General features: G+C 66.2%; 23 protein-coding genes and 1 tRNA gene. 15 read left to right on the top strand and 9 right to left on the bottom strand.

Annotated elements, in window-relative coordinates:
* The first annotated feature begins 87 nt into the window (after nucleotides 1-87).
* From AC3WJR_RS14405 to AC3WJR_RS14375, 7 genes are all read left to right on the top strand, one after another.
* Complete coding sequence (locus AC3WJR_RS14405) at nucleotides 88-2,394, top strand: DUF2460 domain-containing protein (RefSeq protein ID WP_492725645.1); 2,307 nt, start codon at nucleotides 88-90, stop codon at nucleotides 2,392-2,394.
* A complete protein-coding gene (locus tag AC3WJR_RS14400; protein ID WP_492725644.1) occupies nucleotides 2,391-3,203 on the top strand; it encodes a phage/gene transfer agent baseplate hub protein in 813 nt (270 codons plus the stop codon). The genes AC3WJR_RS14405 and AC3WJR_RS14400 overlap by 4 nt, the downstream gene beginning before the upstream one ends.
* On the top strand, nucleotides 3,200-3,613 hold the full coding sequence (locus AC3WJR_RS14395) for a peptidoglycan endopeptidase (protein ID WP_492725643.1): 414 nt from the start codon (nucleotides 3,200-3,202) through the stop codon (nucleotides 3,611-3,613). The genes AC3WJR_RS14400 and AC3WJR_RS14395 overlap by 4 nt, the downstream gene beginning before the upstream one ends.
* A gap of 3 nt (nucleotides 3,614-3,616) precedes the next feature.
* A complete protein-coding gene (locus AC3WJR_RS14390) occupies nucleotides 3,617-5,800 on the top strand; it encodes a phage tail protein (RefSeq protein ID WP_492725642.1) in 2,184 nt (727 codons plus the stop codon).
* Nucleotides 5,801-5,812: 12 nt separating this feature from the next.
* Nucleotides 5,813-6,322: a DUF2793 domain-containing protein gene (locus AC3WJR_RS14385; RefSeq protein WP_492725641.1), complete on the top strand. Its 510-nt coding sequence runs from the start codon at nucleotides 5,813-5,815 to the stop codon at nucleotides 6,320-6,322.
* A 119-nt stretch (nucleotides 6,323-6,441) separates the two neighbouring features.
* Nucleotides 6,442-7,551 carry an OmpA family protein gene (locus tag AC3WJR_RS14380; protein ID WP_354278971.1) on the top strand — a complete coding sequence of 370 codons (1,110 nt, stop codon included), beginning with the start codon at nucleotides 6,442-6,444 and terminating at the stop codon, nucleotides 7,549-7,551.
* 268 nt (nucleotides 7,552-7,819) lie between these two features.
* Nucleotides 7,820-9,121, top strand: coding sequence for a UDP-glucose dehydrogenase family protein (locus AC3WJR_RS14375; RefSeq protein ID WP_354278972.1), 1,302 nt, complete (start codon nucleotides 7,820-7,822; stop codon nucleotides 9,119-9,121).
* Nucleotides 9,122-9,124: 3 nt separating this feature from the next.
* On the opposite strand, the gene ygfZ is transcribed toward AC3WJR_RS14375, so the two are convergent.
* Nucleotides 9,125-9,889, bottom strand: a complete 765-nt coding sequence (ygfZ, locus tag AC3WJR_RS14370) for a CAF17-like 4Fe-4S cluster assembly/insertion protein YgfZ (RefSeq protein WP_492725640.1) — start codon at nucleotides 9,887-9,889, stop codon at nucleotides 9,125-9,127.
* 44 nt (nucleotides 9,890-9,933) lie between these two features.
* Here ygfZ and AC3WJR_RS14365 point away from each other — a divergent pair, with 44 nt between their 5' ends.
* Nucleotides 9,934-11,262, top strand: a complete 1,329-nt coding sequence (locus AC3WJR_RS14365; protein ID WP_354278973.1) for a dihydroorotase — start codon at nucleotides 9,934-9,936, stop codon at nucleotides 11,260-11,262.
* 61 nt (nucleotides 11,263-11,323) lie between these two features.
* On the opposite strand, the gene AC3WJR_RS14360 is transcribed toward AC3WJR_RS14365, so the two are convergent.
* The 4 genes from AC3WJR_RS14360 to AC3WJR_RS14345 all read right to left on the bottom strand — a co-directional run bounded on the left by AC3WJR_RS14360 (nucleotide 11,324) and on the right by AC3WJR_RS14345 (nucleotide 13,181).
* Nucleotides 11,324-11,611 carry a CsbD family protein gene (locus tag AC3WJR_RS14360; protein WP_354278974.1) on the bottom strand — a complete coding sequence of 96 codons (288 nt, stop codon included), beginning with the start codon at nucleotides 11,609-11,611 and terminating at the stop codon, nucleotides 11,324-11,326.
* Between the two features lie 97 nt (nucleotides 11,612-11,708).
* The gene (locus AC3WJR_RS14355; RefSeq protein ID WP_170318329.1) at nucleotides 11,709-11,861 is read right to left on the bottom strand and encodes a hypothetical protein; all 153 of its coding nucleotides are present in this window, start codon (nucleotides 11,859-11,861) and stop codon (nucleotides 11,709-11,711) included.
* Nucleotides 11,858-12,259, bottom strand: coding sequence for a DoxX family protein (locus AC3WJR_RS14350; protein ID WP_492725639.1), 402 nt, complete (start codon nucleotides 12,257-12,259; stop codon nucleotides 11,858-11,860). The genes AC3WJR_RS14355 and AC3WJR_RS14350 overlap by 4 nt, the downstream gene beginning before the upstream one ends.
* A 34-nt stretch (nucleotides 12,260-12,293) precedes the next feature.
* Nucleotides 12,294-13,181: a DUF1134 domain-containing protein gene (locus AC3WJR_RS14345; RefSeq protein WP_492726161.1), complete on the bottom strand. Its 888-nt coding sequence runs from the start codon at nucleotides 13,179-13,181 to the stop codon at nucleotides 12,294-12,296.
* A 152-nt stretch (nucleotides 13,182-13,333) separates the two neighbouring features.
* Here AC3WJR_RS14345 and AC3WJR_RS14340 point away from each other — a divergent pair.
* Nucleotides 13,334-13,423 (top strand) — tRNA-Ser (locus tag AC3WJR_RS14340).
* A gap of 319 nt (nucleotides 13,424-13,742) precedes the next feature.
* Nucleotides 13,743-16,169, top strand: a complete 2,427-nt coding sequence (locus AC3WJR_RS14335) for a TonB-dependent receptor (protein WP_492725638.1) — start codon at nucleotides 13,743-13,745, stop codon at nucleotides 16,167-16,169.
* Nucleotides 16,170-16,200: 31 nt separating this feature from the next.
* On the opposite strand, the gene AC3WJR_RS14330 is transcribed toward AC3WJR_RS14335, so the two are convergent.
* The 4 genes from AC3WJR_RS14330 to AC3WJR_RS14315 are packed head-to-tail and all read right to left on the bottom strand — an operon-like array spanning nucleotide 16,201 to nucleotide 21,217.
* Nucleotides 16,201-17,754 carry a sulfotransferase family protein gene (locus AC3WJR_RS14330; protein ID WP_492725637.1) on the bottom strand — a complete coding sequence of 518 codons (1,554 nt, stop codon included), beginning with the start codon at nucleotides 17,752-17,754 and terminating at the stop codon, nucleotides 16,201-16,203.
* A 20-nt stretch (nucleotides 17,755-17,774) separates the two neighbouring features.
* Nucleotides 17,775-18,680: a response regulator transcription factor gene (locus tag AC3WJR_RS14325; RefSeq protein WP_492725636.1), complete on the bottom strand. Its 906-nt coding sequence runs from the start codon at nucleotides 18,678-18,680 to the stop codon at nucleotides 17,775-17,777.
* Nucleotides 18,673-20,268 (bottom strand): hybrid sensor histidine kinase/response regulator, encoded by a 1,596-nt coding sequence (locus AC3WJR_RS14320; RefSeq protein ID WP_492725635.1) that lies wholly within the window; start codon nucleotides 20,266-20,268, stop codon nucleotides 18,673-18,675. Before AC3WJR_RS14320 ends, AC3WJR_RS14325 begins: the two co-directional genes overlap by 8 nt.
* Nucleotides 20,269-20,302: 34 nt before the next feature.
* On the bottom strand, nucleotides 20,303-21,217 hold the full coding sequence (locus AC3WJR_RS14315; protein WP_492725634.1) for an MBL fold metallo-hydrolase: 915 nt from the start codon (nucleotides 21,215-21,217) through the stop codon (nucleotides 20,303-20,305).
* A gap of 185 nt (nucleotides 21,218-21,402) precedes the next feature.
* Between AC3WJR_RS14315 and AC3WJR_RS14310 the strand changes: the two genes are divergently transcribed.
* From AC3WJR_RS14310 to AC3WJR_RS14290, 5 genes are read left to right on the top strand one after another with little or no spacing between them, the layout of a single operon-like run.
* Nucleotides 21,403-22,485: a putative urea ABC transporter substrate-binding protein gene (locus tag AC3WJR_RS14310; protein ID WP_492725633.1), complete on the top strand. Its 1,083-nt coding sequence runs from the start codon at nucleotides 21,403-21,405 to the stop codon at nucleotides 22,483-22,485.
* A gap of 10 nt (nucleotides 22,486-22,495) precedes the next feature.
* Nucleotides 22,496-23,311, top strand: coding sequence for an ABC transporter permease (locus AC3WJR_RS14305; RefSeq protein WP_492725632.1), 816 nt, complete (start codon nucleotides 22,496-22,498; stop codon nucleotides 23,309-23,311).
* A complete protein-coding gene (locus AC3WJR_RS14300; protein WP_492725631.1) occupies nucleotides 23,308-24,087 on the top strand; it encodes an ABC transporter ATP-binding protein in 780 nt (259 codons plus the stop codon). Before AC3WJR_RS14305 ends, AC3WJR_RS14300 begins: the two co-directional genes overlap by 4 nt.
* Before the next feature lie 12 nt (nucleotides 24,088-24,099).
* On the top strand, nucleotides 24,100-24,585 hold the full coding sequence (locus AC3WJR_RS14295; protein WP_131530091.1) for a ribbon-helix-helix protein, CopG family: 486 nt from the start codon (nucleotides 24,100-24,102) through the stop codon (nucleotides 24,583-24,585).
* Nucleotides 24,585-25,403 (top strand): urea amidolyase associated protein UAAP1, encoded by an 819-nt coding sequence (locus tag AC3WJR_RS14290; protein ID WP_492725630.1) that lies wholly within the window; start codon nucleotides 24,585-24,587, stop codon nucleotides 25,401-25,403. Before AC3WJR_RS14295 ends, AC3WJR_RS14290 begins: the two co-directional genes overlap by 1 nt.
* Nucleotides 25,404-25,405: the final 2 nt, after the last annotated feature.

Genomic DNA, 25,405 nt, shown 5'->3' with positions numbered 1-25,405 from the left:
AGGGTGACGCCGGTAGGGGGGACGTCGCCGGCCGCTCCTGCCTGGGCCGCCCGGGTTGCGCAACACGCCGTAAGGGGAGAAAGCACGATGGCCTATTGGCTCGCGACCGAACGGACGGTGCAGGAGGCAGGCGTGATCTCGCGGTTCGATCCGCGGTTCTGGACGGTCAATTTCCCGCGCCCGATGATGGCGGCGGTGACGACGACCGCGCCCGATGGCCTGCGCGTCGATGCGGTGTTCTACACGCGCGGCGATCTCGCGGGTTTGATCTGGGAAGCGGAGGATACGCACGATCACCCGTTGCTGCGGTACGAAACGGCGCGCGATTTTCGAAGCTGCCGGCTCGGCTTCCGGTGGCGGGCGGCGGGGGTGGTGGCGCTGGATGCGGTCAACGGCCCGGTGCTGACGATCGAGGGGCGCGACGCGAGTGGGGCGGCGCGCGCCTGGTATGTGCGGTTGTGGAATTATGCGGTGGGCACGCCCGCCGATGCGACGATCACGCTCGATTTCGGCGATCTCGACGGCGGGTTCGTGTTGCCGGGGGAGGCGGATCCGGTGTGGGCGGGGGATGTCGACCGGATGTTCGTATCGCTGGTGCCGCCTGGCTATGGCGCGGGGTCCGCCGTACCGCTGGCGGTGCCGGTCGAGGCTTGGGTCGAACTGAGCGCGATCGCCTGCGAGGGATCGGGTGCGGTGCTTGCGATCGGCGATGTCGTCGTTCCCGAACACGGCCTGTCGATCGCGAGCGGTTATGATGACAGCTATCATCTGACGCCCGCGCGGTTGCTCCGCAATGCTTTGCTGCTCGGCTATCGCGGGCAAATTACGCATTATGTCGGGATGAGCCATTACATGCGGCTCGAGGCCAATTCGGGGGGCTATTACGTCAGTCTGGCGGGGAGCGTGCTCAACATAGCCGCGGCGGCGTGGCACCGGGATTTCGCGGTGAAGGCGAAGGCGCTTGGCTATGACGTGATCTGGTCGCTCAGTTACGAACTGTTCGATGCCTATTGCTGGGGCGACTGGAAGCAACGCGCGTGGGACGGATCGCCCGCGCTGACCGGCTGGTCGCCGCCCTCGACGCTGCTGTCGCCTGCGCATGGCGGGGCGATGGCGTATCTGCGGAGCGTGGCGGGGGCGTTTATCGGGATTGCGCTGGCGGCGGGACTGGCGCCCAAGTTCCAGGTCGGCGAGCCGTGGTGGTGGGTGCTGCCCGATGGCCGCCCGTGCCTGTACGACGCGGCGGCGCGCGCGGCGTTCGGCGGCAATCCAGTGCAGATCGCGGATCTGGCGAGCGTGACGAGTGCGGCGGAGCGCGCGTTGCTCGATGCGGCGGGGGTGGTGCTGGCGGCGTCGACCGCGGCGCTGGTGGGGGCGGTGCGCGGGGTTGCACCGGGGACGCAGACGCATTTGCTGGTGTATCTGCCGACCGTGCTCGCCGGCACGACGCCCGAGGCGAAGCGCGCCAACGTGCCGCTCGGCTGGGCAAGCCCTGCGTTCGATGTGCTGCAACTCGAGGATTATGATTTCGTCGTCGCGGGTGATGTCGCGGCGACCGCGCGGGGGGTGGCGGCGATGCAGGCGCGGCTGGGCTATGCCGTCGCGCAGACGCACTATCTCTCGGGCTTTGTGCTGCGGCCCGACCAGACCGCGGATTGGCGCGACATCGAAGCCGCCGCCGAGGCTGCGCGTGGGCGCGGTGTGGCGGCGACGTTCGTCTGGGCGCTGCCGCAGGTGGTGCGCGACGGGTTCGTGCATTTCGATCAGGGGGAGGACGATATGGACGCGTTCGACGACGTGCTGTTTCCGATCGCGCTGGGCAAGGAGGCGGAGGTCAGCCCCGAATTCTCGACCGCGATCGTGACGAGCGGCGGCGGGCACGAGGCGCGCAACGCGAGCTGGGCGGAGGCGCGGACGCGTTACGATGTCGGGCCGGGGGTGCGATCCGAAGCGGATATCGCGGCGTTGCTCGGCTTCTTCCGCGCGCGGATGGGGCCGGCGCGCGGGTTCCGGTTGCGCGATCCGTTCGACTCCAGTTCGAATGGGGGCGTGCCGACGCCGTTCGACCAGCGGATTGGGACGGGCGACGGGATCACGGTGCGGTTCGCGCTGACCAAGGCGTATGGGGCCACGCTGCGGCGGATCACGCGCCCGGTCGCGGGGAGCGTGCGCGTCGCGGTGGGGACGGGCGAGACGACCGCTTTCAGCGTCGTCGCGGGGGGCTGGATCGACCTCGACGCCGCGCCCGCAGCGGGGGTCGCGGTCAGCGCGGGGTTCCAGTTCGACGTGGCCGTACGCTTCGCCGAAGACCGGCTGAGCGTGACGCGCGCGACCTTTCTGGCGGGCACGGCGACAAGCGTCCCGCTGATCGAAGTGCGCGAGGATGCGGCGTGAGTTTCCTCGAGGGGACGCTCACGACGGTCGCCTTGTGCTGGCGGATCGAACGCTGCGACGGGATCGCGCTGGGGCTGACCGATCACGATCGCGACTTGCTGATCGACGGTCTGGTCCACCGCGCTGCGCCGGGGATGACGCCCTCGGCGATCCGGCGCAGCGACGGGCTGGATGCGGACACGATGGACATTACGGGCGCGCTGACGAGCGCGGCGATCACCGAGGCGGATCTGCTCGCGGGGCGGTGGGACGGGGCGCGGGTGACGCTGTTCGCGGTCGACTGGAGCGGGGCGGATGCGGGCCGCGTGCCGCTCGGGATCGGGACGATCGGTGCGGTGGAAACGCAGCAACAGGGTTTCACCGCCGAACTGCGTGGGGCGAGTGCCGCGCTGGAGCGACCGGTCGTGGAGCTGACGTCGCCCGAATGTCGTGCCGAGCTTGGCGATGTGCGCTGCCGCGTGCCGCTTGCCGGACGACGGCGGATGCAGCGCGTGATCGGGGTCGACGGGCAGACCGTGACGCTCGACGCGGTCGAACCGAGCGGGGATGCGTATGGCGGCGGCCTGCTGCGCTGGATCGGCGGGGCGAACAGCGGCTTGCAAGCCGCGATCGCCGCGTCCGATGGTGCGCACGTCACGTTGCGGAGCGATCCGGCGTTGCCGGTCGAGGCGGGTGATCTGGTCGAGCTGATCGAGGGGTGTGACAAGAGCCTGGCGACCTGCGCCGCGCGGTTCGGCAATGCGGCGAACTTTCGCGGCGAGCCGTATCTGCCCGGGATCGATCTTCTGACGCGTTATCCCGGCGCATGACGCCCAGGGATCGCGCCGTAGTTGCGGCGGCGCGGGGTGTGATCGGCGCGCGGTTCCGGCTGCAGGGGCGCGACCCGGCATTCGGGCTGGACTGCGTGGGCGTCGTCGCGGTCGCGTTGCGGGGTGCGGGATATGCGGGGGCGATCCCCGGCGATTATGCGCTGCGCGGGGGATGCGTCACCGAGATCGTCGCGCGGTTCGACGCGGCGGGGCTCGAACAGGGCACGACCCCGATGCCCGGCGGAATCGCGCTTTTCGACACCGGATGTGCGCAATGGCATTTGGCGGTGATCGTTCCGGGCGGGATCGTCCACGCCGATGCGATGCTCCGCCGCGTGGTCGAGCGACCGGGGCCGCCGCCGTGGACGGTGATCGGCTGCTGGCATCTTCAAGACGATCGGGGAGAGTGACCGATGGCGACGCTCGTTTTGACGGTCGTGGGGACGGTGATCGGGGGCCCGATCGGCGGTGCGATCGGCGCTGCCGTGGGGAGCGTGATCGATCACACTGTGCTGTTCCCGCCCCAGGGGCGCAGCGGGCCGCGCTTGTCCGCCTTGCAGGTCCAGACGTCGAGTTACGGCACGCCGCTCCAGCGGATCTTCGGGACGATGCGGGTCGGCGGATGCGTGATCTGGTCGACCGAATTGATCGAGAGCGCGGCGACCAGCAGCAGCGGAAAGGGGCAAGCGAGCCTGACCGCGTACAGCTATTCGGTCTCGTTCGCGGTCGCCTTGTCGGCGCGGCCGATCCAGCGGGTGGGGCGGATCTGGGCGGACGGCAAGCTGTTGCGCGGGGCCGACGGGGTGTTCAAGAGCGCGACCGGGTTCCGACTGCACCTGGGCGATGAAGACCAGGCGGTCGACCCGTTGCTGGCGGCGGCAGAGGGGGGCACGCTGACGCCTGCGCACCGCGGGCTGGCCTATGCGGTGTTCGAGCATCTCCAGCTCGCGGACTATGGAAATCGTATCCCGTCCCTGACGTTCGAGGTCGTCGCGGATGATGCGGCGGTGCCGATCGGGACGATCATCCGGGAACTGGCGGGGGGCGCGGTGACCGGTTCCGTCGATGCGCCTGATCTCACCGGGTTCGCGGCTTACGGCGACAGCGTGCGCAGTGCGATCGAACCACTTACGCAGGCGAGTGGCGCTTGGTTTGCGCCAGCGTCCGGCCTAAACGATGCGCGGCTGGTGCTGAGGGGCGGGATCGTTCCCGAGCGCGCGATCGACGATGGCGACGTGACCGCCGCAGGATCGCAATCCGCACGGGGGCGCAGCATCGCCGCGCTGGAGACGGTCGCGCGCGCCGTGACCGTGTCGCATTACGATCCGGCACGAGATTTTCAGATCGGGTTGCAGCGCGCGTGGCGGCCCGGGCCGGGCACGCGCGAGGATCGGCTCGAACTGGTCGCCGCGGTCGATGCCGGGGCCGCCAAGACGATCGCGGAACGGACGATCGCGCGCGGCGAAGCCGGGCGCGAGCGGCGCAGCGTGACGCTGGGGTGGGACGCGCTCGCATTATCCCCCGGCGCGTGCGTCACGATCCGCGGGGTGGCGGGTGTGTGGCGCGTCGCGCGCTGGGGGTTCGAGCGGCACGTCGTGACGCTCGAGTGCGTCCGGCTGGCCGCCAGGACCGCCGCGGCACGTGCGAGCCCGGGGCGGGTGCTGTCCGCGCCGGACCTGGCGGCGGGGACGACGCTGCTCGCGGTGGCCGAGATGCTGCCGTTCGACGACAGCGTGTTGACGTCGCCGCGCGTCACGATCGTCGCGGCGGGGACCCAACCCGGCTGGAGGCGTGCGGCGTTGCTCTACAGCCTAAATGACGGGCTGCACTGGATCAGCGCAGGAGCGACTGCCGCCGCGGGCGTGATCGGGCGGCTCGTGACGGTGCCGGGGGCCGGCGGTGCTGCGTTGGTCGATCGCGCCGGACGGTTCGTGGTCGATCTCGCGCATGGTGACATGACGTTGGAAAGCGCAACCGACGCTGCCCTGGCAGCGGGGGCGAACCTCGCGCTGGCGGGGGATGAGATCGTGCAATTCGGCACGGCGGAACAGATTGGCGCGACGCGTTGGCAGCTTTCGACGCTGTTGCGCGGACGTCGCGGGAGCGAACGCGTGATCGGTACGCAGGCCGTGGGGGATCGCTTCGCGCTGCTGACACCGCAAAGCACGATGACGCTCGATCTTCCCATGACCGCGATCGGCGGAACGGTGCGCATTCTTGCCACCGGCGTCGGCGATCTGACGGGGCCAGCCAGTGCCGTGCTGGCGGTGAACGGAGTTTCGGTCGTGCCGCTTTCGCCGGTTCTGTTGCAGTGCAGCGAAGTCGGTAACGGTAATGCCGTTCTGGCTTGGGTGCGCCGCAGCAGAAACGGGTGGCAGTGGCGCGATGGGATCGATGCGCCACTGGCGGAGGAACGCGAGGAATATCGGGTCACGTTCGGCGATGAAGCCGGCGCTCCGAGCGCGGTCACGGTCTCCCCGCGATGGACGTTGGCCGCTGCAGACCGGGGGAGCGGCCGGATGATCGCGGTCCGGCAGGCAGGCACCAACGGCGAATCTCCACCGGCGCGATTGTGGGTTCCCGGATGGGCAGGATGAAGGAACGCGATCATGAGCGACGACACGACGCCACGGCTGGCCTTGCCGTTTCTGCAGGCCGGGCAGGGTCAGAAGGAACTCACCCACAATGAATCGCTCGCGCTGCTCGATATTGCAGTGCAACCGATCGTCGAGGCGGTTGGATTGAACGTTCCACCGTCCGCCCCGCTCCCCGGACAATGCTGGATCGTCGGAGTCGCGCCGAGTGGCGCGTGGACGGGCCGGGGCGGGGCACTGGCGGGGTGGACCGCAGGCGGATGGCGGTTTCTTGCCCCCGCCGACGGCATGTCCGCGTGGAGTATCAAAGATTTATGCGTCGCCCGTCATGTCGCGGGGCAATGGGAGGTGGGAACCGTGCGGGCGCGACGGCTTCTGATGGACGGCGTACAGGCGCTGGACGTACCTCAAGCGGCGATCGCGGCACCGTCCGGCGGCACCGTTAGTGACCTTTCTGCACGCCAGACAATCGGCGAGATTATCGCCGTATTGCAGCATCATGGACTGATATTAAGCCCCGCATAACTGCCAATTGCTGTGGCATTTCAGCAACAGATCCTGGCATTTGTTCGCTTGCGCGGAAACCTTCCATTGGGTAGGGAGTTTGCGCTGTCCGAGTGACAACCAGAAGAAGGGGTTTTTTTATGCGGAAGCTAGCCGTTACCATGGCGCTTGCGACCACCGTTCTTGCCACACCAGCCCTCGCCCGCGACAAGTCGTGGTACGTCGGTGTCGACGGTGGTGGCATGATCGTCGAGGATATCAAGTTCAACATCGCAGGCGCTAACAACGCAGGCAACGTCGATCATCACTACGGCTACGACGTCGATGGTGTGATCGGTTACGATCTCGGCATGTTCCGCGTTGAAGCCGAAGTCGGCTACAAGTCGGCAGCAGTCGATGGCTACCGTTCGACGACCGCAACCACGGTTGGCGGCACGACGTTCGTTCCGGGCACCTACAACGGTGCAAACGGCCGTACCTCGGCACTCAGCTTCATGGTCAATGGCCTGCTCGACTTCGGTGACGATGACGGCATCCAGGGCTTCGTCGGCGGCGGTGTCGGTGCAGCTCGCGTCAAGGGTCGTTACGACATCTCGGGCAACACCCAGTTCCTGAACGACAGCGACACGACCTTCGCCTACCAGGGCATCGCCGGTGTTCGCGCGCCGATCAGCAACCATGTCGACGCGTCGCTGAAGTATCGCTTCTTCACCGCCGACAAGGTCCGCCTGATCGACGTTTCGGGTCGCCAGTTCGACAGCAAGTTCCGTACGCACAGCCTGCTCGCAGGTCTGACGTACAACTTCGGCGAGCCTGCAGCTCCCCCGCCGCCGCCGGAGCCAGCAGCTCCGCCGCCGCCGCCGGAACCCGCAGCTCCGCCGCCCCCGCCGGCACCGGTTTGCTCGCCTGGTCCGTTCATCGTGTTCTTCGAATGGGACAAGTCGGACGTTACGCCTGAGGCAGCTGGCATTCTCGACAACGCGATCGCCCAGTACCAGAACTGCGGTAGCGCACGTGTCATGCTCGCAGGTCACACCGACCGTTCGGGCGCGGCATCGTACAACGTCGGCCTGTCGCAGCGTCGCAATGACTCGGTTCAGGCTTACCTGTCCGCGCATTCGATCCCTGCTGGCGTGATCACCTCGGAAGCGTTCGGCGAGAGCCGCCCGCGCGTCGAGACCGCAGACGGTGTTCGCGAAGTGCAGAACCGTCGCGTGGAAGTCACGTACGGTCCGGGTTCGGGCAACTAAGCTCGAAGCCTTACGGCGAAAAGATCGAGGGGATCGGCTACGGCCGGTCCCCTTTTTCTTTGTCCTCGAAAGACGGGACGTTGCGCGGACGGGACTATTTCGGTGCAGCGCGATATCGCCGCCGCTGGCAATTTGCCGTGCGTACGGCTAACGGGGCACATGTCGGGCGGGCATGCGTCAAATGGTTGCGATGTGGCGATTGAATGCCATTGCACGCGTACCATGCGCTCACCCGTCGCCATTGCTCGCGGCATTCAGGGGACACGCTATGCGGATTACGATGATTGGTTCGGGCTATGTCGGCCTGGTATCCGGAGCCTGTTTCTCGGACTTCGGCCATGACGTGATCTGCGTCGACAAGGATGCATCCAAGATCGAGGCGCTCGAAGCCGGGCGGATGCCGATCTTCGAGCCGGGCCTCGATACACTGGTCGCGACCAATGTTGCCGCGGGTCGTCTCAAATTCACCACCGATCTGCACGCGGCGGTCCGCGGCGCGGATGCCGTGTTCATCGCTGTCGGAACACCCTCGCGGCGCGGCGATGGCCATGCCGATCTTACCTATGTGTTTGCAGCGACCCGCGAGATCGCCGAGGCGATCGACGGGCCTGTCGTGGTCGTGACCAAGTCGACGGTTCCGGTCGGCACGGGCGACAAGGTCGAGGAAATCCTGCTCGAGCTGGCCGGTGATTTCCCGATCGCGGTCGTTTCCAACCCGGAGTTCCTGCGCGAAGGCGCCGCGATCGGCGACTTCAAGCGACCCGACCGGATCGTGATTGGCACCGAGGACGAGCGGGCCAAGGACGTGATGCGCGAGGTCTATCGCCCGCTGTATCTCAACGAGAGCCCGATCCTGTTCGTCGGGCGTCGCACGTCCGAGCTGATCAAATATGCGGCGAATGCGTTCCTCGCGACAAAGATCACCTTCATCAACGAGATCGCCGACCTGTGCGAAGCGGTGGGGGCGAACGTCCAGGACGTTTCGCGCGGGATCGGGCTCGACAAGCGGATCGGGTCCAAGTTCCTCCACGCAGGCCCGGGCTATGGCGGGTCGTGCTTCCCCAAGGATACGCTCGCACTGCTCAAGACCGCGGAGGATTATGAGACCCCGGTCCGGATCGTCGAGGCGGTCGTCCAGGTGAACGACAACCGCAAGCGCGCGATGGGCCGCAAGGTCATCAAGGCGCTCGGCAACGAGGCCAAGGGCAAGACAGTCGCGATCCTCGGGCTTACCTTCAAGCCCAACACCGACGACATGCGCGACGCGCCCAGCCTTGCGATCATTCAGAGCCTGCTCGATGCCGGAGCCACCGTGCGGGCGCATGACCCCGAAGGCATGGACATCGCCAAGACCGTCCTTCCCGGCATCACCTATTGCGGCGATGCCTATGAAGCGGCGACCGGTGCCGACGCGATCGTCATCGTCACCGAGTGGGACATCTATCGCGCGCTCGATCTCAAGCGGCTTTCGACGATCATGACGTCCAAGGTCATGGTCGACCTGCGCAACGTCTATCCCTCGGCCGACGTCGAGCGCGCGGGCTTCGCGTACAGCGCGGTCGGGCGCTAAGGCTCAGGCTGGATCCGGCGTGGCGAGGGCACCGCCTAGCCACGCCGGAACCAGCGCATCACCGAGGGCTTCGACCCGGCGCAATTCGACCATCAGCCCGAGCTCGGGATAAGTCGCGCGAGTCCGGTCGCCGGGTTCGGTCAGCGGCGCGACCACGAGGCGGCGGTTGACCTTTGCACGGTGGTGCATCCGGGCGGTGTTTTCCTGGCCAGTGTAACACCCCTTGGTAAAACTGACTCCGCCGAGTTCGCGCGCATTGGTTTCCAGCCACAGCGTCTGGTCGCTGCCGAGTTCGGCCTGGCCTTCGGTCACGCCGAACGACAGGCGATGTTCGAGCCATCCCGTGGCAGGCTCGGCTGGCGCACCGAGCCAGCGTCGTCCAAGCTCGGCGCGCCGCGGGTCGCTGACGCCCGTATCCCCGTCCGGGGACCAATGAACCGCCCCCGGCGTGGGTTCGATCGTGATCGCCCGGCGCAGACGGTACATTGACAGGCGTCTGGCGAGCGCCTCGGCGGCGGTCGCTTCGCAATCGATCAGGATCGCGTCGCCGTCCGCCCACAGCAGAAAATCGAACAGCGCCTTGCCCTGCGGGGTCAGCAACCCGCCCCAGCGCGGTGCCGCCGCGTCGAGCGTGGCGACGTCCTGCGTGATCAGGCCCTGCAGGAAGCCGCGGGGATCATCGCCCGCGACGCGCAGCAGCGCACGATCGGCCAGCATGGTGCCGGACGAGATGCTGTCGGATCGTGCGGGAAGGGTGGTTTCGGTCATGCTGACGAGATAGGACGCCGTGAGGCTTTGCATAAGAGGCAGTTATGGCAGCGTACGATCTGATCCTGAAGAATGGCACGGTGCATTTGCCGAGCGGCCCGGCGGAAATCGACGTGGGCGTGGTGGCCGGGCGGATCGTCGCGCTCGGATCGCTGCGCGGCGATGCGGGCGAGACGATCGATTGCACCGGGCTCGACGTTCTGCCGGGCGTGATCGACACGCAGGTGCATTTCCGCGAGCCCGGGCTGGTCCACAAAGAAGACCTGGAAAGCGGCGCACGCGCGGCGGTGCTGGGCGGGGTGACCGCGGTGTTCGAGATGCCCAACACCAAGCCCAATACCGACTCGGCGGACGCGATCGGCGACAAGCTCGCGCGCGCGCATCACCGGATGTGGTGCGACCATGCGTTCTATGTCGGCGCGACCAACCATAACGCTGCCGATCTGGCCGAACTCGAACGTCTGCCGGGGACCGCCGGCGTCAAGATCTTCATGGGCGCGTCGACCGGTGATCTGCTCGTGTCCGAAGATGCGCGGCTGGCCGAAGTGCTGGCATCGGGGCATCGCCGCGTCGCGATCCATGCCGAGGACGAAGCGCGGATGAACGCGCGCGCGGGTGAGCGGATCGCAGGCGATGCCGCGTCGCATCCGGTATGGCGCGACGACGAGAGCGCGCTGCTCGCGACGAAGCGGATCCTGGGGCTGGCGCGGGCGGCCCGGCGGCGGATCCATGTGCTGCACGTCACCACGCCGGCCGAGCTGGCACTGCTCGGGCAGAACAAGGACATCGCGAGCTGCGAAGTGACGCCGCAGCATCTGACGCTCGCGGGCGAGGAAGCCTATCCGCGGTTGGGGACGCTGGCGCAGATGAACCCGCCGATCCGCTCGGGCGAGCATCGCGACGGGTTGTGGAAGTGGCTGCAGCAGGGAGTCGTCGATATCCTCGGGTCGGACCACGCGCCGCATACGCTCGAGGAGAAATCCAAGCCTTATCCCGACAGCCCGAGCGGGATGCCCGGGGTGCAGACGTTGTTGCCGCTGATGCTCAACCATGTGGCAGAAGGGCGGACGACACTGCAACGTGTGATCGACCTGACGAGCGCGGGGCCGCAGCGGGTGTTCGGGATCGTCGGCAAGGGACGGATCGCGGTCGGTTACGACGCGGATTTCTCGGTCGTCGACCTGAAGGCGCGTTGGACGATCGAGCAGGACTGGCTCGCGTCTCGGTGCGGATGGTCGCCGTTCACGGGAATGTCGGTGACGGGCCGCCCGGTGGGCACGATCGTGCGCGGCAACCGCGTGATGTGGGATGGCGCGCTTGCGAACGCTGCGATCGGCGAGCCGATCCGGTTCGAGGCGATCGATTTCGGCTGACCGCCAGAGAGCTGACCACCAAAGAATAGGGGGACCGGAAAACCGGTCCCCCGTATCCGTCTTACTTCTTGCCGCGCAGCGTGTTGATGAGCGCGAGACCGATCGTGCCGACCAGTGCTGCAGTCGCCCACGGCTTTGCGCGCGCGAACTCGCGTGCCTGATTGATCAGCGGGCCCGGGCCCGTCGCAATCGCGTCCTGCGCTGCGCCGATCGCCTTGTTGACGCCGCCAGTAACCTGATCCGCAACGCCTTCACCCTGCAGCTTCGAGCTGCCGGTCAGATTGCCTGCTGCTTCCTTGAGCGAGCCGGTGACGTTCTGGGCTTCGCCCTTGAAGGTGTTCTCGTTCATCGTTGGTTCCTTTCATACACGGCCATGCCGACGAGGCATGGTTCGGGAGCGCAACGGTTGAAACGCGTGCTGGTGCCATCGAAAAACGACCGCTTTGCTACTTATCGGTAAATCGCTTCACTTTGACGGGGAGATCCTTTCCCTTGGTACGGCGCGAGGGAACCTGCACCGGATGCTTCTTTTTCCACTCGGCGAAGGTCATCGGGCCATCGGGGGTGTCGATCAGGATCTCGTCGGTCGGTTCGGTCATGCGCGGGTCTCCCGGTTGGCAAAGGGCCAGTCGATGACGCGTCCGGCGAACAGCGCCCACCAGACGATCACCGGCTGAAACGCCAGACGCGGGATATGGTACCACAGGCTGAGCCCGCCGGTGCCGTGGGTGATGTAATCCACCGCATGTTTGACGTTGGCGGGATAGACGCACACCGCATAGGCGGCGAGCATCGCGCCCGCCCACCAGCGCAGCCGCGGCACATACAGGCCGATCGCGCCGGCGATCTCGCACAGCCCCGTCGCCATGATGACGAACGGCGCAAAGGGTACCCAGGCGGGGGTAATGCCGAGGAAGGGTGCCGGAACGAACACGTGGAGGATTCCCGCTGCCAGATAGGCAAGTGCGAGCAGCGCGCGCAGGATGTTCCGGATCATGCGGTCCGCGTCGTCGCTGCGGCGCGCTGCGTGATCAGAACGGGAACCACTTCGACGTCTTGCTGAACTTCATATAGCCGATGTTGACGCCCTGCCGCCAGCCGACCCCGAGCCGGATCGGGATCAGCACGGTATTGCCCCGGCGCAGATAGGTGGCGGCAAACCCGCCGACGAAATAGACGCGCCCTTCCGCCGCCGGGAAGCGGTGGAACAGCTCGGCCGAATCATACAGATTGTAGACCAGCACGAACACCTTGTTGGCATCGCCACCCAGATCGAAACCGACCGACGGTCCCGTCCAATACACCGGCTGCTCGCCCTCGACCTTGTGGAACATCGTGCCCTTGCCATAGCGCAGGCCTACGACAAACGCGCCCGAGGCCTCGCGCCCGGAGATATAGGCGTTGGGCTGTCCCTGTTCCTTGAGCGTGCGCTCCAGGATCCCGGCAAGCCCTGACGCGCCCTTGCCGAACGTGCCCTCGGCCGCGGCGAGCAGTTCGCCTTGCTGGAAGGTCTGGCTTTGCGCGGCGGACGCATCGGCACCCGCGCGAGCGCCATCCTGTGCCGCGACATCGGCCGGGTTCGGCTGCGGTGCGCCCGAGCCGTTTGCAGGCGGATCGGGGTAGCGCGGGGAGGACGGTGTGCCGGGCTGCTGCTGCGGATAGGCCGCCTGGGGGTAGGGCGGGGGTGCGCCGCTGTCCGACGGATAGGCATTTTGCGGCGTATCGATCGCCGTCGTCGTGGCCGGTGCCCGCGTACGCGCGGTGGTGCCGGTGGCGGTGCTGGACCGGGAAAGGTCCGAATCGATCGGCTGGTTGGGATCGATCGTCCGCACCTGTGCACCCAGCGGGACTGTCGCGAGCACAAGTGCCAGCATCGTCCCGACCTTCGGGACCGCAAACCAACCCACGCGCATCGTCATTCTCCCCAACAGCATCACCGACCGTAGCGCGCCATGACATGACGCGACAATGAACGCCACGACGGGCTGAGTCGATTTCACGTCGGATGTCGTGCAAACCGCCTGTTGATCCCTGCGAACAGCGCGGCTATAGAGCCACCTCGCCGTGACCTGGAGACGTGGGTGAGTGGCTGAAACCAACGCTTTGCTAAAGCGTCGTACGGGAAACCGTACCGAGAGTTCGAATCTCTCCGTCTCCGCCAGTCCGCTGCATCCTCCGAAACCGACACCCTGACGCCTCGGCATTCCCACTGCGGGCGTGCGGAACCGATCGGATTGTGATCGCTCCCGTCGTCGGTACCAGGGAGCCGCGCGATCAGCGCCATTCGTCCCGAACGCGTGACCAGATGCGCGCCGCGCAGACCGAGATCCTCCCCCCGAAAGACCTACGTCAAACACCCCATTGGCCAGTTTTGCCCCGCCCCCATAGGTCGTCCTGATTGGGGTGATAAAAACCGAAGCCGGCATGCGCTTGGGAGGGGATCAGAATTTCTCGCATTTCTGAGGCCAAAAGGGGGAATGATGTCCGCTACGTTCAAGATCAAGGCACTATTGCTTACCGCGAGCACGCTTGGTGGCGTGTTCGGTGTTGTTCCTGCATTCGCCCAGACCGAAACACCCGCGCCTGCCCCCGAACCCGTCGGCGACGACACCGATTCGATCATCGTCACCGGAACGCGGCGCGCGACGTCGCTGTCGGACGTGCCGATCAACATCATTGCGGTCGGCAGTGCACAGCTTGATACCCAGCGAATCTATGACATCCGCGGGCTTGCCGATTTCACCCCCGGCGTGACGATCAACCAGACCGGGCCGCGTGCCACGGGCACGGTCGTGCTGCGCGGGCTTTCCGCCAACGACACCAGCGATTTCGGCAACAACCGCGACAATGCGGTCGCCATCTATCTCGGCGAAGTGCCGCTGTATCAGGATTTCAAGCTGCTCGATCTCGAGCGCGTCGAAGTGCTGCTCGGGCCGCAGGGGACGCTGTACGGCGCGGGGACGCTCGCCGGGGCGATCCGCTATATTCCGCGACGCCCCGATACCAATAATTTCAGCGTCGATGCGCACGTTCGCGGATCGACCGTCGCGCAGGGCAGCCAGTTCGGGTTCCAGGGCGACTTCACCGTCAACTTGCCGATCATTCGCGATCATGTCGCGCTGCGCAGTACCGCGGGCTATTATTACGAGCCCGGATTCATCGATTACCCGTTCCTGTTGCAGAATCCCGGCACCTCGCTGCCGCAGCCAAGCGGCGCGTTCGACGAGACGGTGACGCAGCAACAATATCAGGACAATTTCAAACGCGCGAAGGACGTCAATTTCGAGCGGACCTGGACGACGCGCAACACGCTGCTGCTCGAGGCGAACGAGAATCTCAAAGGCTATCTGACCTTCGGTTTCCAGCAGACCAAGACCAATGGCCGCCAGTCGAACGGTGCCTTCACCTTCAACACGGGCAAATATGAGGGGCCGTGGCGCTATCTCGAGCCGTCGGATCGGCGCGCCTATCTGTATGCGTTCGAGCTTCAGGCCAATCTCGGCCATATCGCGCAGCTCGTCTCCTCGACCGCGTACACGTTGCAGCGGACCAACGGTGTGTCGGACAACACCGATCTGCTGCTCGATCTGAACTACAGCTACGAGTCGTTCCCGGCGTTCTCGTCCTACGCCAACAACTCGACCCGCAATGAGCAGTTCACCCAGGAACTGCGGCTGGTGTCGACGCATGGCGGACCGTTCAGCTGGACGCTGGGGGGGTTCTACAATCATTTGAAGAACGCCGGGGATCGCCAGGAATATACCCCGGGCTTCGCCAATTTCATTGACTCGCCGCGCGTCGACGATCTCGAATATATTTCCTTCTTCGACAATTCGAACAAGGAGAAGGCGGTCTTCGGCGAAGCGACGCTCAAGCTGACTCCGGCGTTTCAGGTCACCGGCGGCGTGCGCTATTACAAATATGACGCGACCGCGCGGGGCGGGACCGACCTGCCATTGTTCGGCGGCGGGCTGACGCGGACGCCCTATCCGCTGATCCAGTTCGCGCCGTCGCGGATCGGTTCGGGCAAATCGAGTTCGGACGGCGTGGTGTACAAGGCCAACGCCTCGTACAAGTTCCGCCCGGGGTTGATGGTCTATGGCACCTATTCGACCGGCTACCGCATCGGGGGGCCGAACACGGTCGCGCCGTGCATCTTGCCGCTGCAACCCGGCCAGAATGTCTGCGCGCTCGCCAACGAGCAATTCTACGGACCGGACAAGACGTACAATAAGGAAATCGGCGTCCGCGGGACCTTCTTCGACGGGCGGCTGGTGCTCAACCTCGACGCCTATCATATTGCATGGCGCGGGCTGCAGGTCGGTAGCCAGACGATCAACGGCGCGGTCGGAATCACCACCAACGCAGGGGCGGCAGTCTCGAAAGGCGTCGAGTTCAATGGTACCGCGAGCCTGAGCGATCGGCTCAAGCTGAGTGCGACCTATGCCTATACCGATGCGCATCTGACGGAGAACGCGCCGGGGCTGATCGTCGTCAACAACGATACGTTCGACGCGCTCAAGGGAGATCGCCTGCCCGGATCGCAGAAACATGCGGGGAGTGTCGCGGCGACCTATACGATCCCGCTGGCGAACGATGCGGACATCGCGCTGAACTGGGCGCTGACCTATCATGGCGACGTGTTCACCAAGACCGGCAACCGCGGGTACGGCGAGGTCATCCCCGATTACGTGCTCAACCGGGCGTCGCTCACCTATCGCACCAAGCGGTATGATTTCAGTCTCTACGCGCTCAACATGTTCGATGTGTATGCGGTAAGCTCGGTCGGCAACGATTTCAGCAAGATCGGCGCGCTCAACCAGGATTACGGGATTTCACGGCGGTTCTACAGCTATTCGGTCGTCACGCCGCGGACGGTCGGGGTCGAGGCAAGGCTGCACCTGTAACGGGCCGTCTGAGGCGTGCTGTCGGCACGCCTCAGACGGCAATCCCCGCGTCGTCGAAGAAGCGCCGCACCGGTGCCAGCGCGGTTTCGTGCGCGCGCCAGCGTTCGACCGAATCGCGGTAGATCGGGCGGCGCACCTGCGCGGCGCTGGGGGTGGCGACCGCGGCGGTGTTGGTGTGGAAGGCGAGCGCGGAATCGGTCCAGTCGATCCCGCAATGCGCGAACAGGCGGCGGCTCTCGCCTTCCTGGTCCGCGACAAGATCCTCATAGCCGAGCTGCAGGATCCGCCCGGGCACCAGTGTTTCCCAAAACGCCATCAACCGGTCGAACCGCGCGAAATAGCGTGCGGTGTCGAGCAGGTCGTGGCTGTAGGCGTAATAGCTCGAGGTCGTTGCGAACAGGTTCTTGTAGTTGCTCCACACTGTGTCCATCGGATTGCGGCGCAGGCACACGATCCGCGCGCTCGGCAGCGCGCGTGCGATGTGGCCGATGTACAGGAAGTTCGCGGGCAGCTTGTCGATGAAGCGTCCGTCGCTGCGCCGACGATGCTGCGCCGCATGCGCCATATAAGCGCGGCCGACCGCATCGGGGGAGAGCGTGCCCGAAGCGGCGATCGTCTCGGGATCGGTGATCAGCCGTGACCGCGTGCCGCCAAGTTGCTTGACCGCAAGCGGCATCGCCTGAAGTTCGCCCGCGCTGTGGATGTCGGGGTGCGACGACAGGATCCGGTCGACCAGCGTAGTGCCGGTCCGCGGCATGCCCGTGATGAAAATGGGCGAGTCCTCGACCCCGCTCGGCCCGTCGAAGAAACCGGGTTTGCGGAAACTCGTCTCGATCGCGTCGAAGATCGCCGCATCGTTTGCAAAATCATAGGCGATCCGCGCCTTGTGTGCGGCATTGGCGGCGGACAGATGCCGGAAGGCGGGTTCCGCCGCGCCGATATCGTCATATTCCTTGGCCAGCGCATAGCGGATGCGCAGCGTGTCGTCGGCGGGTGGGCCGCTCGCGAGCACCGCTTCCAGGCGATCGATATGGTTCGCCGCCGGGGTCGCCTTGGCGAGCCCCGACAGCGCATAATGCGCGCGTCCGTCGCGCGGGGCTTGGCGCAACAGGAGCTCATATTGCGCCGCCGCGTCGACTGCGCGCCCGAGAAACCCCAGCGCCAGCGCCAGATTGTAGCGATAGTCGAAACTGCCGCCGTCCAGCGCGACCGCGGGTTCGAAGCAGCGCAGCGCGGCGTGATGATCCCCCAACCGTGCATGGATGCAGCCGATCGTGTCATAGGTCAGCGCATCTTCGGGCCCCGCGGCGAGCGCCGCCTCCGCCGCCGCGCGCGCATCGCCATCGCGCCGCACGAGGATCAGCAGCCGTGCCTGCTGCGCCAGATATTCGGCACGCGGCGCGGCGGCGATCGCCGCCTCCAGCCGCGCGATCCCCGCGCTCACGCGCCCTTGAACCGCATCCGCAAGCCCGAGCAGGAACGCCACTTCGGCCGGGTCCGTAATCCCGGCGGCGATCTGCCGCGCGCGGTCGGCATTTCCCGTGCCGATCGCCTGCCGCGCCGCGGCGCTTCTGGGGTCTTTCATACCGTCGTCCGATCCACCGGTCAGCTCGCCAGCGTCTTGACCGCGGCGGCGGCGGCGGAGGCGCGGTTCTCGATCCCCATCTTCTCGAACACCTGTTCGAGATGCTTGTTGACCGTCCGCGGGCTGATCCCGAGAATTTCGCTGATCTCGCGGTTCGCCTTGCCGCGGCTGATCCACAACAGCACCTCGGCCTCGCGGTCGGTCAGCCCGTGGCGCGTAGCGAGCAGGCGTTCTTCGGCACCATCGAGCGTTTCGGCGAGACGGAACAGCCATTCGTCCGGTCCGCTGCGCGTGAGCAAGGTAAATTCGAGTTCGCCCCCCGGGATCGCGTGCCGGAACGGGCGGAGGTCTTCGCTCTCCATCAGCCGCAACAGCGCCGCGACCACGACCGGCGGCAGCGCCTCGTCCTCGAGATGCGCCATCAGGATCGTGATCGTGCGCGGCGTCGACCACAAAATCCGGCCCGCCCCGTCGAGCGCGAGCAGCGAGCGCCCGCTCTGGTCTAGCGCGGCCTGGCTGCGCTGGGTGATCCGGGCATTGCCGAGATGGACCTGGATGCGGGCGAGCAGTTCCTCGACCACCACCGGTTTCTGCACATAATCGACCCCGCCCGCGGCCAGCCCACGCAGCACGTCCTTGGTTTCGGTCAGCCCGGTCATGAAGATCACGGGGACGCCTGCGAGCCGGGGGTCGGCCTTGATCCGCTGCGTCGTGGCGAACCCGTCCATTCCGGGCATCATCGCATCCATCAGGATCAGATCCGGCACGACCAGTGCAACCGTCTGCAGCGCGTCGGCCCCGTCGCCCGCGACGAGCACGGTCATTCCCGCCGCCTCAAGCGTCGCCGTGACGAAGCTCAACGATTCGAGCGTATCGTCGACCACGAGGACGGTTGCACCCGTCTGGCAGGGGACCGGCTCAGCCAAGGGAGTTCAACAGCCCGAGATAGGATTTGAGATCGAACCGGCGGAGATGGTCGCGCAGTTGATCGACCACCACGGCGCTTTCGGGATGGTCGGATGCAAGCGAGTCGAGCGCAACCTCGCTGTCGCGGACATGCCCGATCTGCCCGAGATAGCGCAACCGCGCGATGGTCACACTGGCGGCGCTGAGGTCTGGCACTGCGATGGGGGCAGGGGGCGGCGCGACGCCGGATGGCTCACCCGATTGCCAGTCGATCCCGAGTTGTGCGGCGATTGCGTCGAGCAGCGCTTCCAGCTCGACCGGCTTGAGGATAAACCCGTCATGCGCCGCCGCCCCGTCGCCACCTGCGGCGAATTCGTGCGCGTTGGCCGACACCAGCAGGATCTTGAGCCGGCCCACGGCCGCAAGCGGTATCCCGCCATCCTCGATCGCGCGGAGCCGGCGTGCGACGTCCCACCCGCTCAGGTCGCGCATCTGGATATCGAGCAAGACCAGATCGGGCTGACAGCGCAGCGCGAGATCGATCCCCTCGGCACCGCCCGACGCGGCATAGACGCCGAAACCGAGCGGCCGCAGCAAGCCTTGCAGCACCGCCAACTGGGCGGGGTCGTCGTCGATCGCGAGGATCGTGCGGGGGGCACCGCTATAGCCCGTGATCGACCGCCGCCGCGCGGTCGCCACCGAGACGTCGCGCGCCTCGCTGAGCATCACGCGCAACCGGAACCGGCTTCCGGCGTCGGCGGTGCTCGTTACCGATACGTCGCCCCCCATCAACTGCGCGAGCACGCGCGTGATGGCCAGGCCGAGCCCGGTTCCGGGCTGGCCGTGCGCAACGTCCGAACTGCCACGGTCGAACGGTTCGAAGATGCGCTCGAGGTCAGCGGGGGGAATGCCGATTCCGGTATCCGCGATCTCGAACGTCGCGATCATGCCGCTATAGCGGACCGACAAGGTGATCGTCCCCACAGGCGTATATTTGATCGCGTTGGACAGCAGGTTGACGAGGATCTGGCGCAGCCGCTTCTCGTCGGCGCGGACGTAAGCGGGGAGATTGCGGGGTGCCGCATAATCGAGCTGCAATCCCTTGGCCTCGGCCTGCACGCGGAACATCGCGACGATCGCGTCGAGGAATTCGGGAAGCGGCACGACATCGCGGGCAAGCGTCATCACCCCGCTTTCGATCCGCGAGATATCGAGCAGCCCGTCGACGATGTTGGTCAGATGTTCGGCCGAGCGCCGGATGACGCGGGCCGCCTCGGCAGGATCGATCGCGCCTGCCCGTTCCAGCAACTGGCCGTAGCCGTAGATCGCGTTGAGCGGTGCGCGGATTTCGTGACTGACCCCGACCAGATAGCGGGTCTTGGCGAGGTTCGCGGCTTCGGCGGCATCCCTTGCCTTTTGCAACGCGGCCTCCGTGTCGTGGAGACGGGCAACTTCGTCGGTCAGGTGCCGGATTTGCGCGTCGCGATGGTCCACGTCGCGCCGCTGCGTCCGCACGCGGACGAACAGCATGGCGGTCAGCCCCGTCAGCACGACGATCGCGACAAGCGCGATCGTCCACCAGGAGATGCCCGAGACGGTCAAGCGCATCGCTCGCTGAACATGGCAGATCCGGGCGATGGGATCATGGCGCGGGTTTCGCGGGGCGCGGATAGACGATGAAATCGCCCTGGCTGGCGATCGCCGGGGATTTCGCCATGCCGTGGACCGCCGCTTGCAACCGCGTGATGGCGGATGCCGGGAGTTCCAGCGGATGTTCGTCGGGATGCGTGGCGGCTTCCATCGGATAGTCCTTGCCCGCGACATTGGTCATTTCGATGTGCGTCCCCAGCAGCATCGCGACCGGATGGGTGCGGGCGAAGGCGGCGACGCGGTCGGCGCTTGCCACGAAAGTGGGGAATTGGTCGACGGGTACATACAGCCTGCCCGCGTATAGCATGTCGCCCGAGAAAAGCAGACGGGTGCGCGGGTCGTACACCATTATATGGGCGGGCTCGTGTCCCGGCGTGGGAAGGATCGACAGCGCGCGCCCGCCGAGGTCGAAGGTCGCGATATCGTCCGGCCAATGCGCCACGCCGAAGAAGCTGGCTACGGCTTCGGGTTTTAGACCGACGACGACGGTGTCGGGCCGGCCAACGAACTCGCCGTCCTCCTGATGATGGTCGCCGTGGCCGTGCGAATGCGCGACGACCAACGGGATCGACGTTCGCTTGTGATCGGCAAGCCAGCGCGCGATCACCGCATCCACCGTCGGCCGAATCGCCAGACCACCCGCGCCCGTGTCGAGCAGCAGTGCGCGGTCGCGACCGAACAGCAGATACAGGAACGGTGCCTCGAAATTGGTGTGGACCGACTGCCGGATGACGAACGTATCCGCATCGTACCGCTGGACCTGCATCTTGGGTTCGGACTGCGTCGTGCCGTCGATCCAGTGCGCGAACCGGTGCGTGTTCGACACCGCGGGAGCAGAGGCGAGCGCGATCGTGGCAGCGAGCATCGGCGCGGCGAGCAGGGCAGTGATGCGATAACCAACCGGCATGCTTCGATCTCCTGCCCCTGTGTCGCGCCCCCCGTGTCGACCCTCTGTGTCGACGAGATGCACGAAAGGGATGGCGCTCCGTGTGCGACATAACTATGGTTTATTACGGATCGGATCAAACGTAATATTGCCGGCAGCAAAGATAGGCCGGGTGTTTTGCGCTAACCTACTGTGGAGACTTGATAATGCCTCACTGGTTCCACAAAGCACGAATCGCTGCCCTGGTCGGGTTGTCGGTGCTGGTGACGTCGTGCGGGCAGCAGGCCGCCGCGCCCAAGGCGCGCACCGAGTTCACCATCGGCTGGTCGATCTATGCCGGATGGATGCCCTGGCCCTATGCACAGCGCGCCGGGATCGTGAAGAAATGGGCTGATAAATACGGCATCAAGATCAACATCGTGCAGGTCAACGATTACGTCGAATCGGTGAACCAATATACCGCGGGCAAGCTCGACGGCGTGACCGTGACCAACATGGACGCGCTCACCATTCCCGCGGCGGGGGGCAAGGACACCAGCGCAGTCATCATCGGCGATTATTCGAACGGCAATGACGGCATCGTGCTCAAGAACGCCCGGTCGATCGCGGACATCAAGGGCCGCAGTGTCAATCTGGTCGAGCTGTCGGTGTCGCATTATCTGCTCGCGCGCGCACTCAGCACCGCCAACCTCGCGCTAACCGACGTCAAGACCGTCAACACCACCGATGCCGACATCGTCGGCGCATTCGCGTCGCCGGGCGTCACCGCCGCGGTCGCGTGGAACCCGCAGCTCAACGAGATGAAGGCCGCACCCGGCGCGACGCTGGCGTTCGATTCGTCGAAGATCCCGGGCGAGATCCTCGATCTGCTCGTCGTCGACAAGGCGACGCTCGCGGCCAACCCCAACCTCGGCAAGGCGCTCGTCGGGATCTGGTACGAGACGATCACGTTGATGCAGCGGCAGGACGCGCAGGGTAAGGCGGCGCGCGCGGCGATGGCCAAGCTTGCCGGATCGACGCCCGCCTCCTTCGATGCGCAGCTCTCCACCACGCATCTGTACGCAACGCCGGGCGAAGGCGTTGCCGCGGCAACCGCGCCGGATCTCGTCACGACGATGACGCGAGTGCGCGACTTCAGCTTCTCCAAGGGGTTGTTCGGCCCGGGCGCGACGTCGAAGGATGCGGTCGGGATCGCGTTTCCTGCAGGGAAAACGCTCGGTGATCCGGCGCGTGTGACGCTGCGGTTCGACCCGACGTTCATGAAGCTCGCCGCCGACGGCAAGCTGTAAGGGCGCGCTGATGGTGCGACTGGTCAACATCCGCCCGAGCCGACGAGTCGCGGCGATGCTCGGTGCCGCCCCGCTGGTGTTGCTCGTGCTGGCCTATCTGCTCGCCTCGGCCAGCCGCCACGCGCTCAATCCCGCTGACAAGATCCTGCCCACCCCCGACGCGATGATCGCGGCGATGCGGTCGCTGGTGTTGCTGCCCGATGCGATGACGGGGCAACTGCTGTTCTGGTCGGACACGTTCGCCAGCCTCCAGCGGCTTGGGATCGGCCTCGCGATTTCGACGCTGTCGGCGTTGCTGGCGGGGTTGATGCTGGGGTTGCTCCCGGCGGTGCGGGCGACGCTCAGCCCGCTCGTCACGACGATCGCGGTGATCCCGCCGATCGCGCTGCTGCCGATCCTGTTCATCGCGCTTGGCCTCGGCGAGACCGCCAAGGTGGCGTTGATCGTGATCGGCATCCTGCCGCTGATGTTGCGCGATATCGCCTCGCACGTCGAGGCCCTGCCGGTCGAACAGATGATCAAGGCGCAGACTTTGGGGGCGAGCAGCTGGCAACTCGCGCTGCGCGTCGCCTTGCCGCAGGCAATGCCGCGGCTGATTCATGCGATCCGGTTGTCGCTCGGACCGGCGTGGGTGTTCCTCATCTCGGCGGAGGCGATCGCGTCGGATGTCGGGCTCGGCTATCGGATCTTCCTCGTCCGGCGCTATCTGTCGATGGAGATCATCCTTCCTTATGTCGCGTGGATCGCGCTGCTCGCGATCCTAATGGACTGGGTGCTGCGGCAAATCAGCACGCGCGGGTTCCCCTGGGCGCATGGGGCGCGATGAGCATGCTGTCTCTGCGCAACATATGGGTCGAATACGGCGACAAGGTCGTCCTCGAACGCGTCAATCTGGACATCGCCGAGCACTCGTTCGTCTCGATCGTTGGTCCTTCGGGGGCCGGGAAGAGCACGTTCCTGCGATTGTTGCTCGGGCAGGAAACGCCGACGCGCGGGCAGATCCTGCTCGACGGCGTGCCGCTGCGCCCCGAATGCGGCCCCGATCGCGGGGTGGTGTTCCAGCGCTATTCGGTCTTCCCGCACCTCGACGCGCGCCGCAACGTATTGTTCGGGCTGGAATGCGCGAGGGCGCCGCTGACCGGGCGGCTGTTCGGGCGCGCGCGGCGCGTGGCGATGGACGAGGCCGATGCGATGCTTGGCGCGGTCGGGCTCGGCGACAGCGGGCATGTCTTCCCCGCGCAAATGTCGGGCGGGATGCAGCAACGGCTCGCGATCGCGCAGGCGCTGGTGAAGCGCCCGCGTCTCCTGTTGCTCGACGAACCGTTCGGTGCGCTCGATCCGGGGATTCGCGCGGACATGCACCGGCTGATCACGCGGCTGTGGCGCGAACAGGGGCTCACGATCGCGATGGTGACCCATGACATCAGCGAGGCGTTCGCGCTCGCGACCCGCGTGCTGACGCTCGACAAGCGCCGCCACGATCCGCACGCGCCGCACCGCTACGGCGCGACCGCGGTCTACGATCTCGCGCTCGATCGTCGGGTCGCCGCGGAAAAACTGGCGGCCGACAGTATTACGATTGACGATAATGATAATAACTGAGACGGATCGTTCATGACCGACGAGACCCCCGGAACCGGGCTTTCCAGACTGAGCATGAGCTTGCCGACGGAACTGTACCATCAGCTCGACGTGATGGTGCAGGAGCGTGGCCTGCCCTCCCGGTCGCAGATGATCGCCGAACTGATCCGTCACGCGCTCGCAGAACATGGCGAGGCGACGCATCCCGATGCGTTGCTCGCGGGGACGATCACGCTGGTCTATCGCTCCAACATGGGGCGCGTGCGCGAATTGCTCGCGCAGACGCAGCATGCGTTTCTGAAGGAAGTCATTTCCGCGCAGCACGTCTTCCTTGAGGACGACCAGTCGCTCGAAGTGCTGCTGGTACAGGGCCCCGCGACGCGACTGCGCGACCTGTGCGACGCTTTGCGCAAGGTGCGCGGCGTCCAGCAGATCAGCCTGTTCACCACCACCGCCTTGCTGCCGCCGCTCCACGAGCAGGTCAGCTTCAAGGCTGGCAAGTCGAGGAAAACCGCCTGATGGTCGCGCTCAACGATCCGCTTGCAGCCCGCGCACATGCCCGCGCGATGGAAGGCAGCGTCGCCGACTCGATGCCGATCCTGCCCCCAGTTGCGGACGATCTGCCGGACGGCGTCGCGGCGGACGATCTGCTGTGGGAGGAGCGGATCGCGGCGGGTGGTTATGCCTCGCGGCGGCTCGCTCGCGGGTCGCACGTCCGGCTGATCGACGTGGAAGGCGATGCCTGCGCGTCGCTGCAACTGTTCAACGCCGAAATGCCGACCGAGCGGCTGAATGTCGCGGATACGCTCAAGATCCAGTGGAATGCGTATCTGGGTGCGGGCAAATTCCTCCTGTCCGACATGGGCCGCGTGCTGATGAGCATCGTCGCGGACGATGCGCAGACGCATGACGCCTTGTGTGGCGCGTCCAATGCCGTGTCCAATACGCGCGCTTATGGCGACGGCAGCAACGCCGGGCCGTTCCCCAACGCACGCGACCGGCTGATGCTGGGTGTCGCGAAACACGGTCTCGGCCGCCGCGACGTCCATCCCTGCCTCAATCTTTTCAAAGGCGTGACGGTCGCCGCCGACGGGGCGACCGTTCCCGAACTGGGACCGTTCGCGCCGGGGCGGGCGGTGACGCTGCGCGCCGAAATGGACCTGATCCTCGTCGTCGCCAATTGCCCGCACGTGCTCGACACGCGCCCGTGGAGCATCACGCCGCTGCGCGCGACCGCGTGGCGCGGGGCCATCGCGGGGGATGACGATCCGATCCGCAATGCGACGCCGGAGGGCCGCCGCGCCTTCCTCAACGTCGACGATTATTACCGCCGCTAAGG

The organism is Sphingomonas sp. FW306-05-A (genome assembly GCF_058782275.1).
Note: the sequence above shows the minus strand (reverse complement) of the source record. Positions and strands in the feature narration are given on the sequence as shown.

What these genes read in the sequence shown, in the direction of transcription:
- AC3WJR_RS14405 (WP_492725645.1), top strand. Translation starts at nt 88, where the DNA reads ATGGCCTATTGGCTCGCGACCGAACGGACGGTGCAGGAGGCAGGCGTG.
- AC3WJR_RS14395 (WP_492725643.1), top strand. Translation starts at nt 3,200, where the DNA reads ATGACGCCCAGGGATCGCGCCGTAGTTGCGGCGGCGCGGGGTGTGATC.
- AC3WJR_RS14390 (WP_492725642.1), top strand. Translation starts at nt 3,617, where the DNA reads ATGGCGACGCTCGTTTTGACGGTCGTGGGGACGGTGATCGGGGGCCCG.
- AC3WJR_RS14385 (WP_492725641.1), top strand. Translation starts at nt 5,813, where the DNA reads ATGAGCGACGACACGACGCCACGGCTGGCCTTGCCGTTTCTGCAGGCC.
- AC3WJR_RS14380 (WP_354278971.1), top strand. Translation starts at nt 6,442, where the DNA reads ATGCGGAAGCTAGCCGTTACCATGGCGCTTGCGACCACCGTTCTTGCC.
- AC3WJR_RS14375 (WP_354278972.1), top strand. Translation starts at nt 7,820, where the DNA reads ATGCGGATTACGATGATTGGTTCGGGCTATGTCGGCCTGGTATCCGGA.
- ygfZ (WP_492725640.1), bottom strand. Translation starts at nt 9,889, where the DNA reads ATGACCGAAACCACCCTTCCCGCACGATCCGACAGCATCTCGTCCGGC.
- AC3WJR_RS14365 (WP_354278973.1), top strand. Translation starts at nt 9,934, where the DNA reads ATGGCAGCGTACGATCTGATCCTGAAGAATGGCACGGTGCATTTGCCG.
- AC3WJR_RS14360 (WP_354278974.1), bottom strand. Translation starts at nt 11,611, where the DNA reads ATGAACGAGAACACCTTCAAGGGCGAAGCCCAGAACGTCACCGGCTCG.
- AC3WJR_RS14355 (WP_170318329.1), bottom strand. Translation starts at nt 11,861, where the DNA reads ATGACCGAACCGACCGACGAGATCCTGATCGACACCCCCGATGGCCCG.
- AC3WJR_RS14350 (WP_492725639.1), bottom strand. Translation starts at nt 12,259, where the DNA reads ATGATCCGGAACATCCTGCGCGCGCTGCTCGCACTTGCCTATCTGGCA.
- AC3WJR_RS14345 (WP_492726161.1), bottom strand. Translation starts at nt 13,181, where the DNA reads ATGACGATGCGCGTGGGTTGGTTTGCGGTCCCGAAGGTCGGGACGATG.
- AC3WJR_RS14335 (WP_492725638.1), top strand. Translation starts at nt 13,743, where the DNA reads ATGTCCGCTACGTTCAAGATCAAGGCACTATTGCTTACCGCGAGCACG.
- AC3WJR_RS14330 (WP_492725637.1), bottom strand. Translation starts at nt 17,754, where the DNA reads ATGAAAGACCCCAGAAGCGCCGCGGCGCGGCAGGCGATCGGCACGGGA.
- AC3WJR_RS14320 (WP_492725635.1), bottom strand. Translation starts at nt 20,268, where the DNA reads ATGCGCTTGACCGTCTCGGGCATCTCCTGGTGGACGATCGCGCTTGTC.
- AC3WJR_RS14315 (WP_492725634.1), bottom strand. Translation starts at nt 21,217, where the DNA reads ATGCCGGTTGGTTATCGCATCACTGCCCTGCTCGCCGCGCCGATGCTC.
- AC3WJR_RS14310 (WP_492725633.1), top strand. Translation starts at nt 21,403, where the DNA reads ATGCCTCACTGGTTCCACAAAGCACGAATCGCTGCCCTGGTCGGGTTG.
- AC3WJR_RS14305 (WP_492725632.1), top strand. Translation starts at nt 22,496, where the DNA reads ATGGTGCGACTGGTCAACATCCGCCCGAGCCGACGAGTCGCGGCGATG.
- AC3WJR_RS14300 (WP_492725631.1), top strand. Translation starts at nt 23,308, where the DNA reads ATGAGCATGCTGTCTCTGCGCAACATATGGGTCGAATACGGCGACAAG.
- AC3WJR_RS14295 (WP_131530091.1), top strand. Translation starts at nt 24,100, where the DNA reads ATGACCGACGAGACCCCCGGAACCGGGCTTTCCAGACTGAGCATGAGC.
- AC3WJR_RS14290 (WP_492725630.1), top strand. Translation starts at nt 24,585, where the DNA reads ATGGTCGCGCTCAACGATCCGCTTGCAGCCCGCGCACATGCCCGCGCG.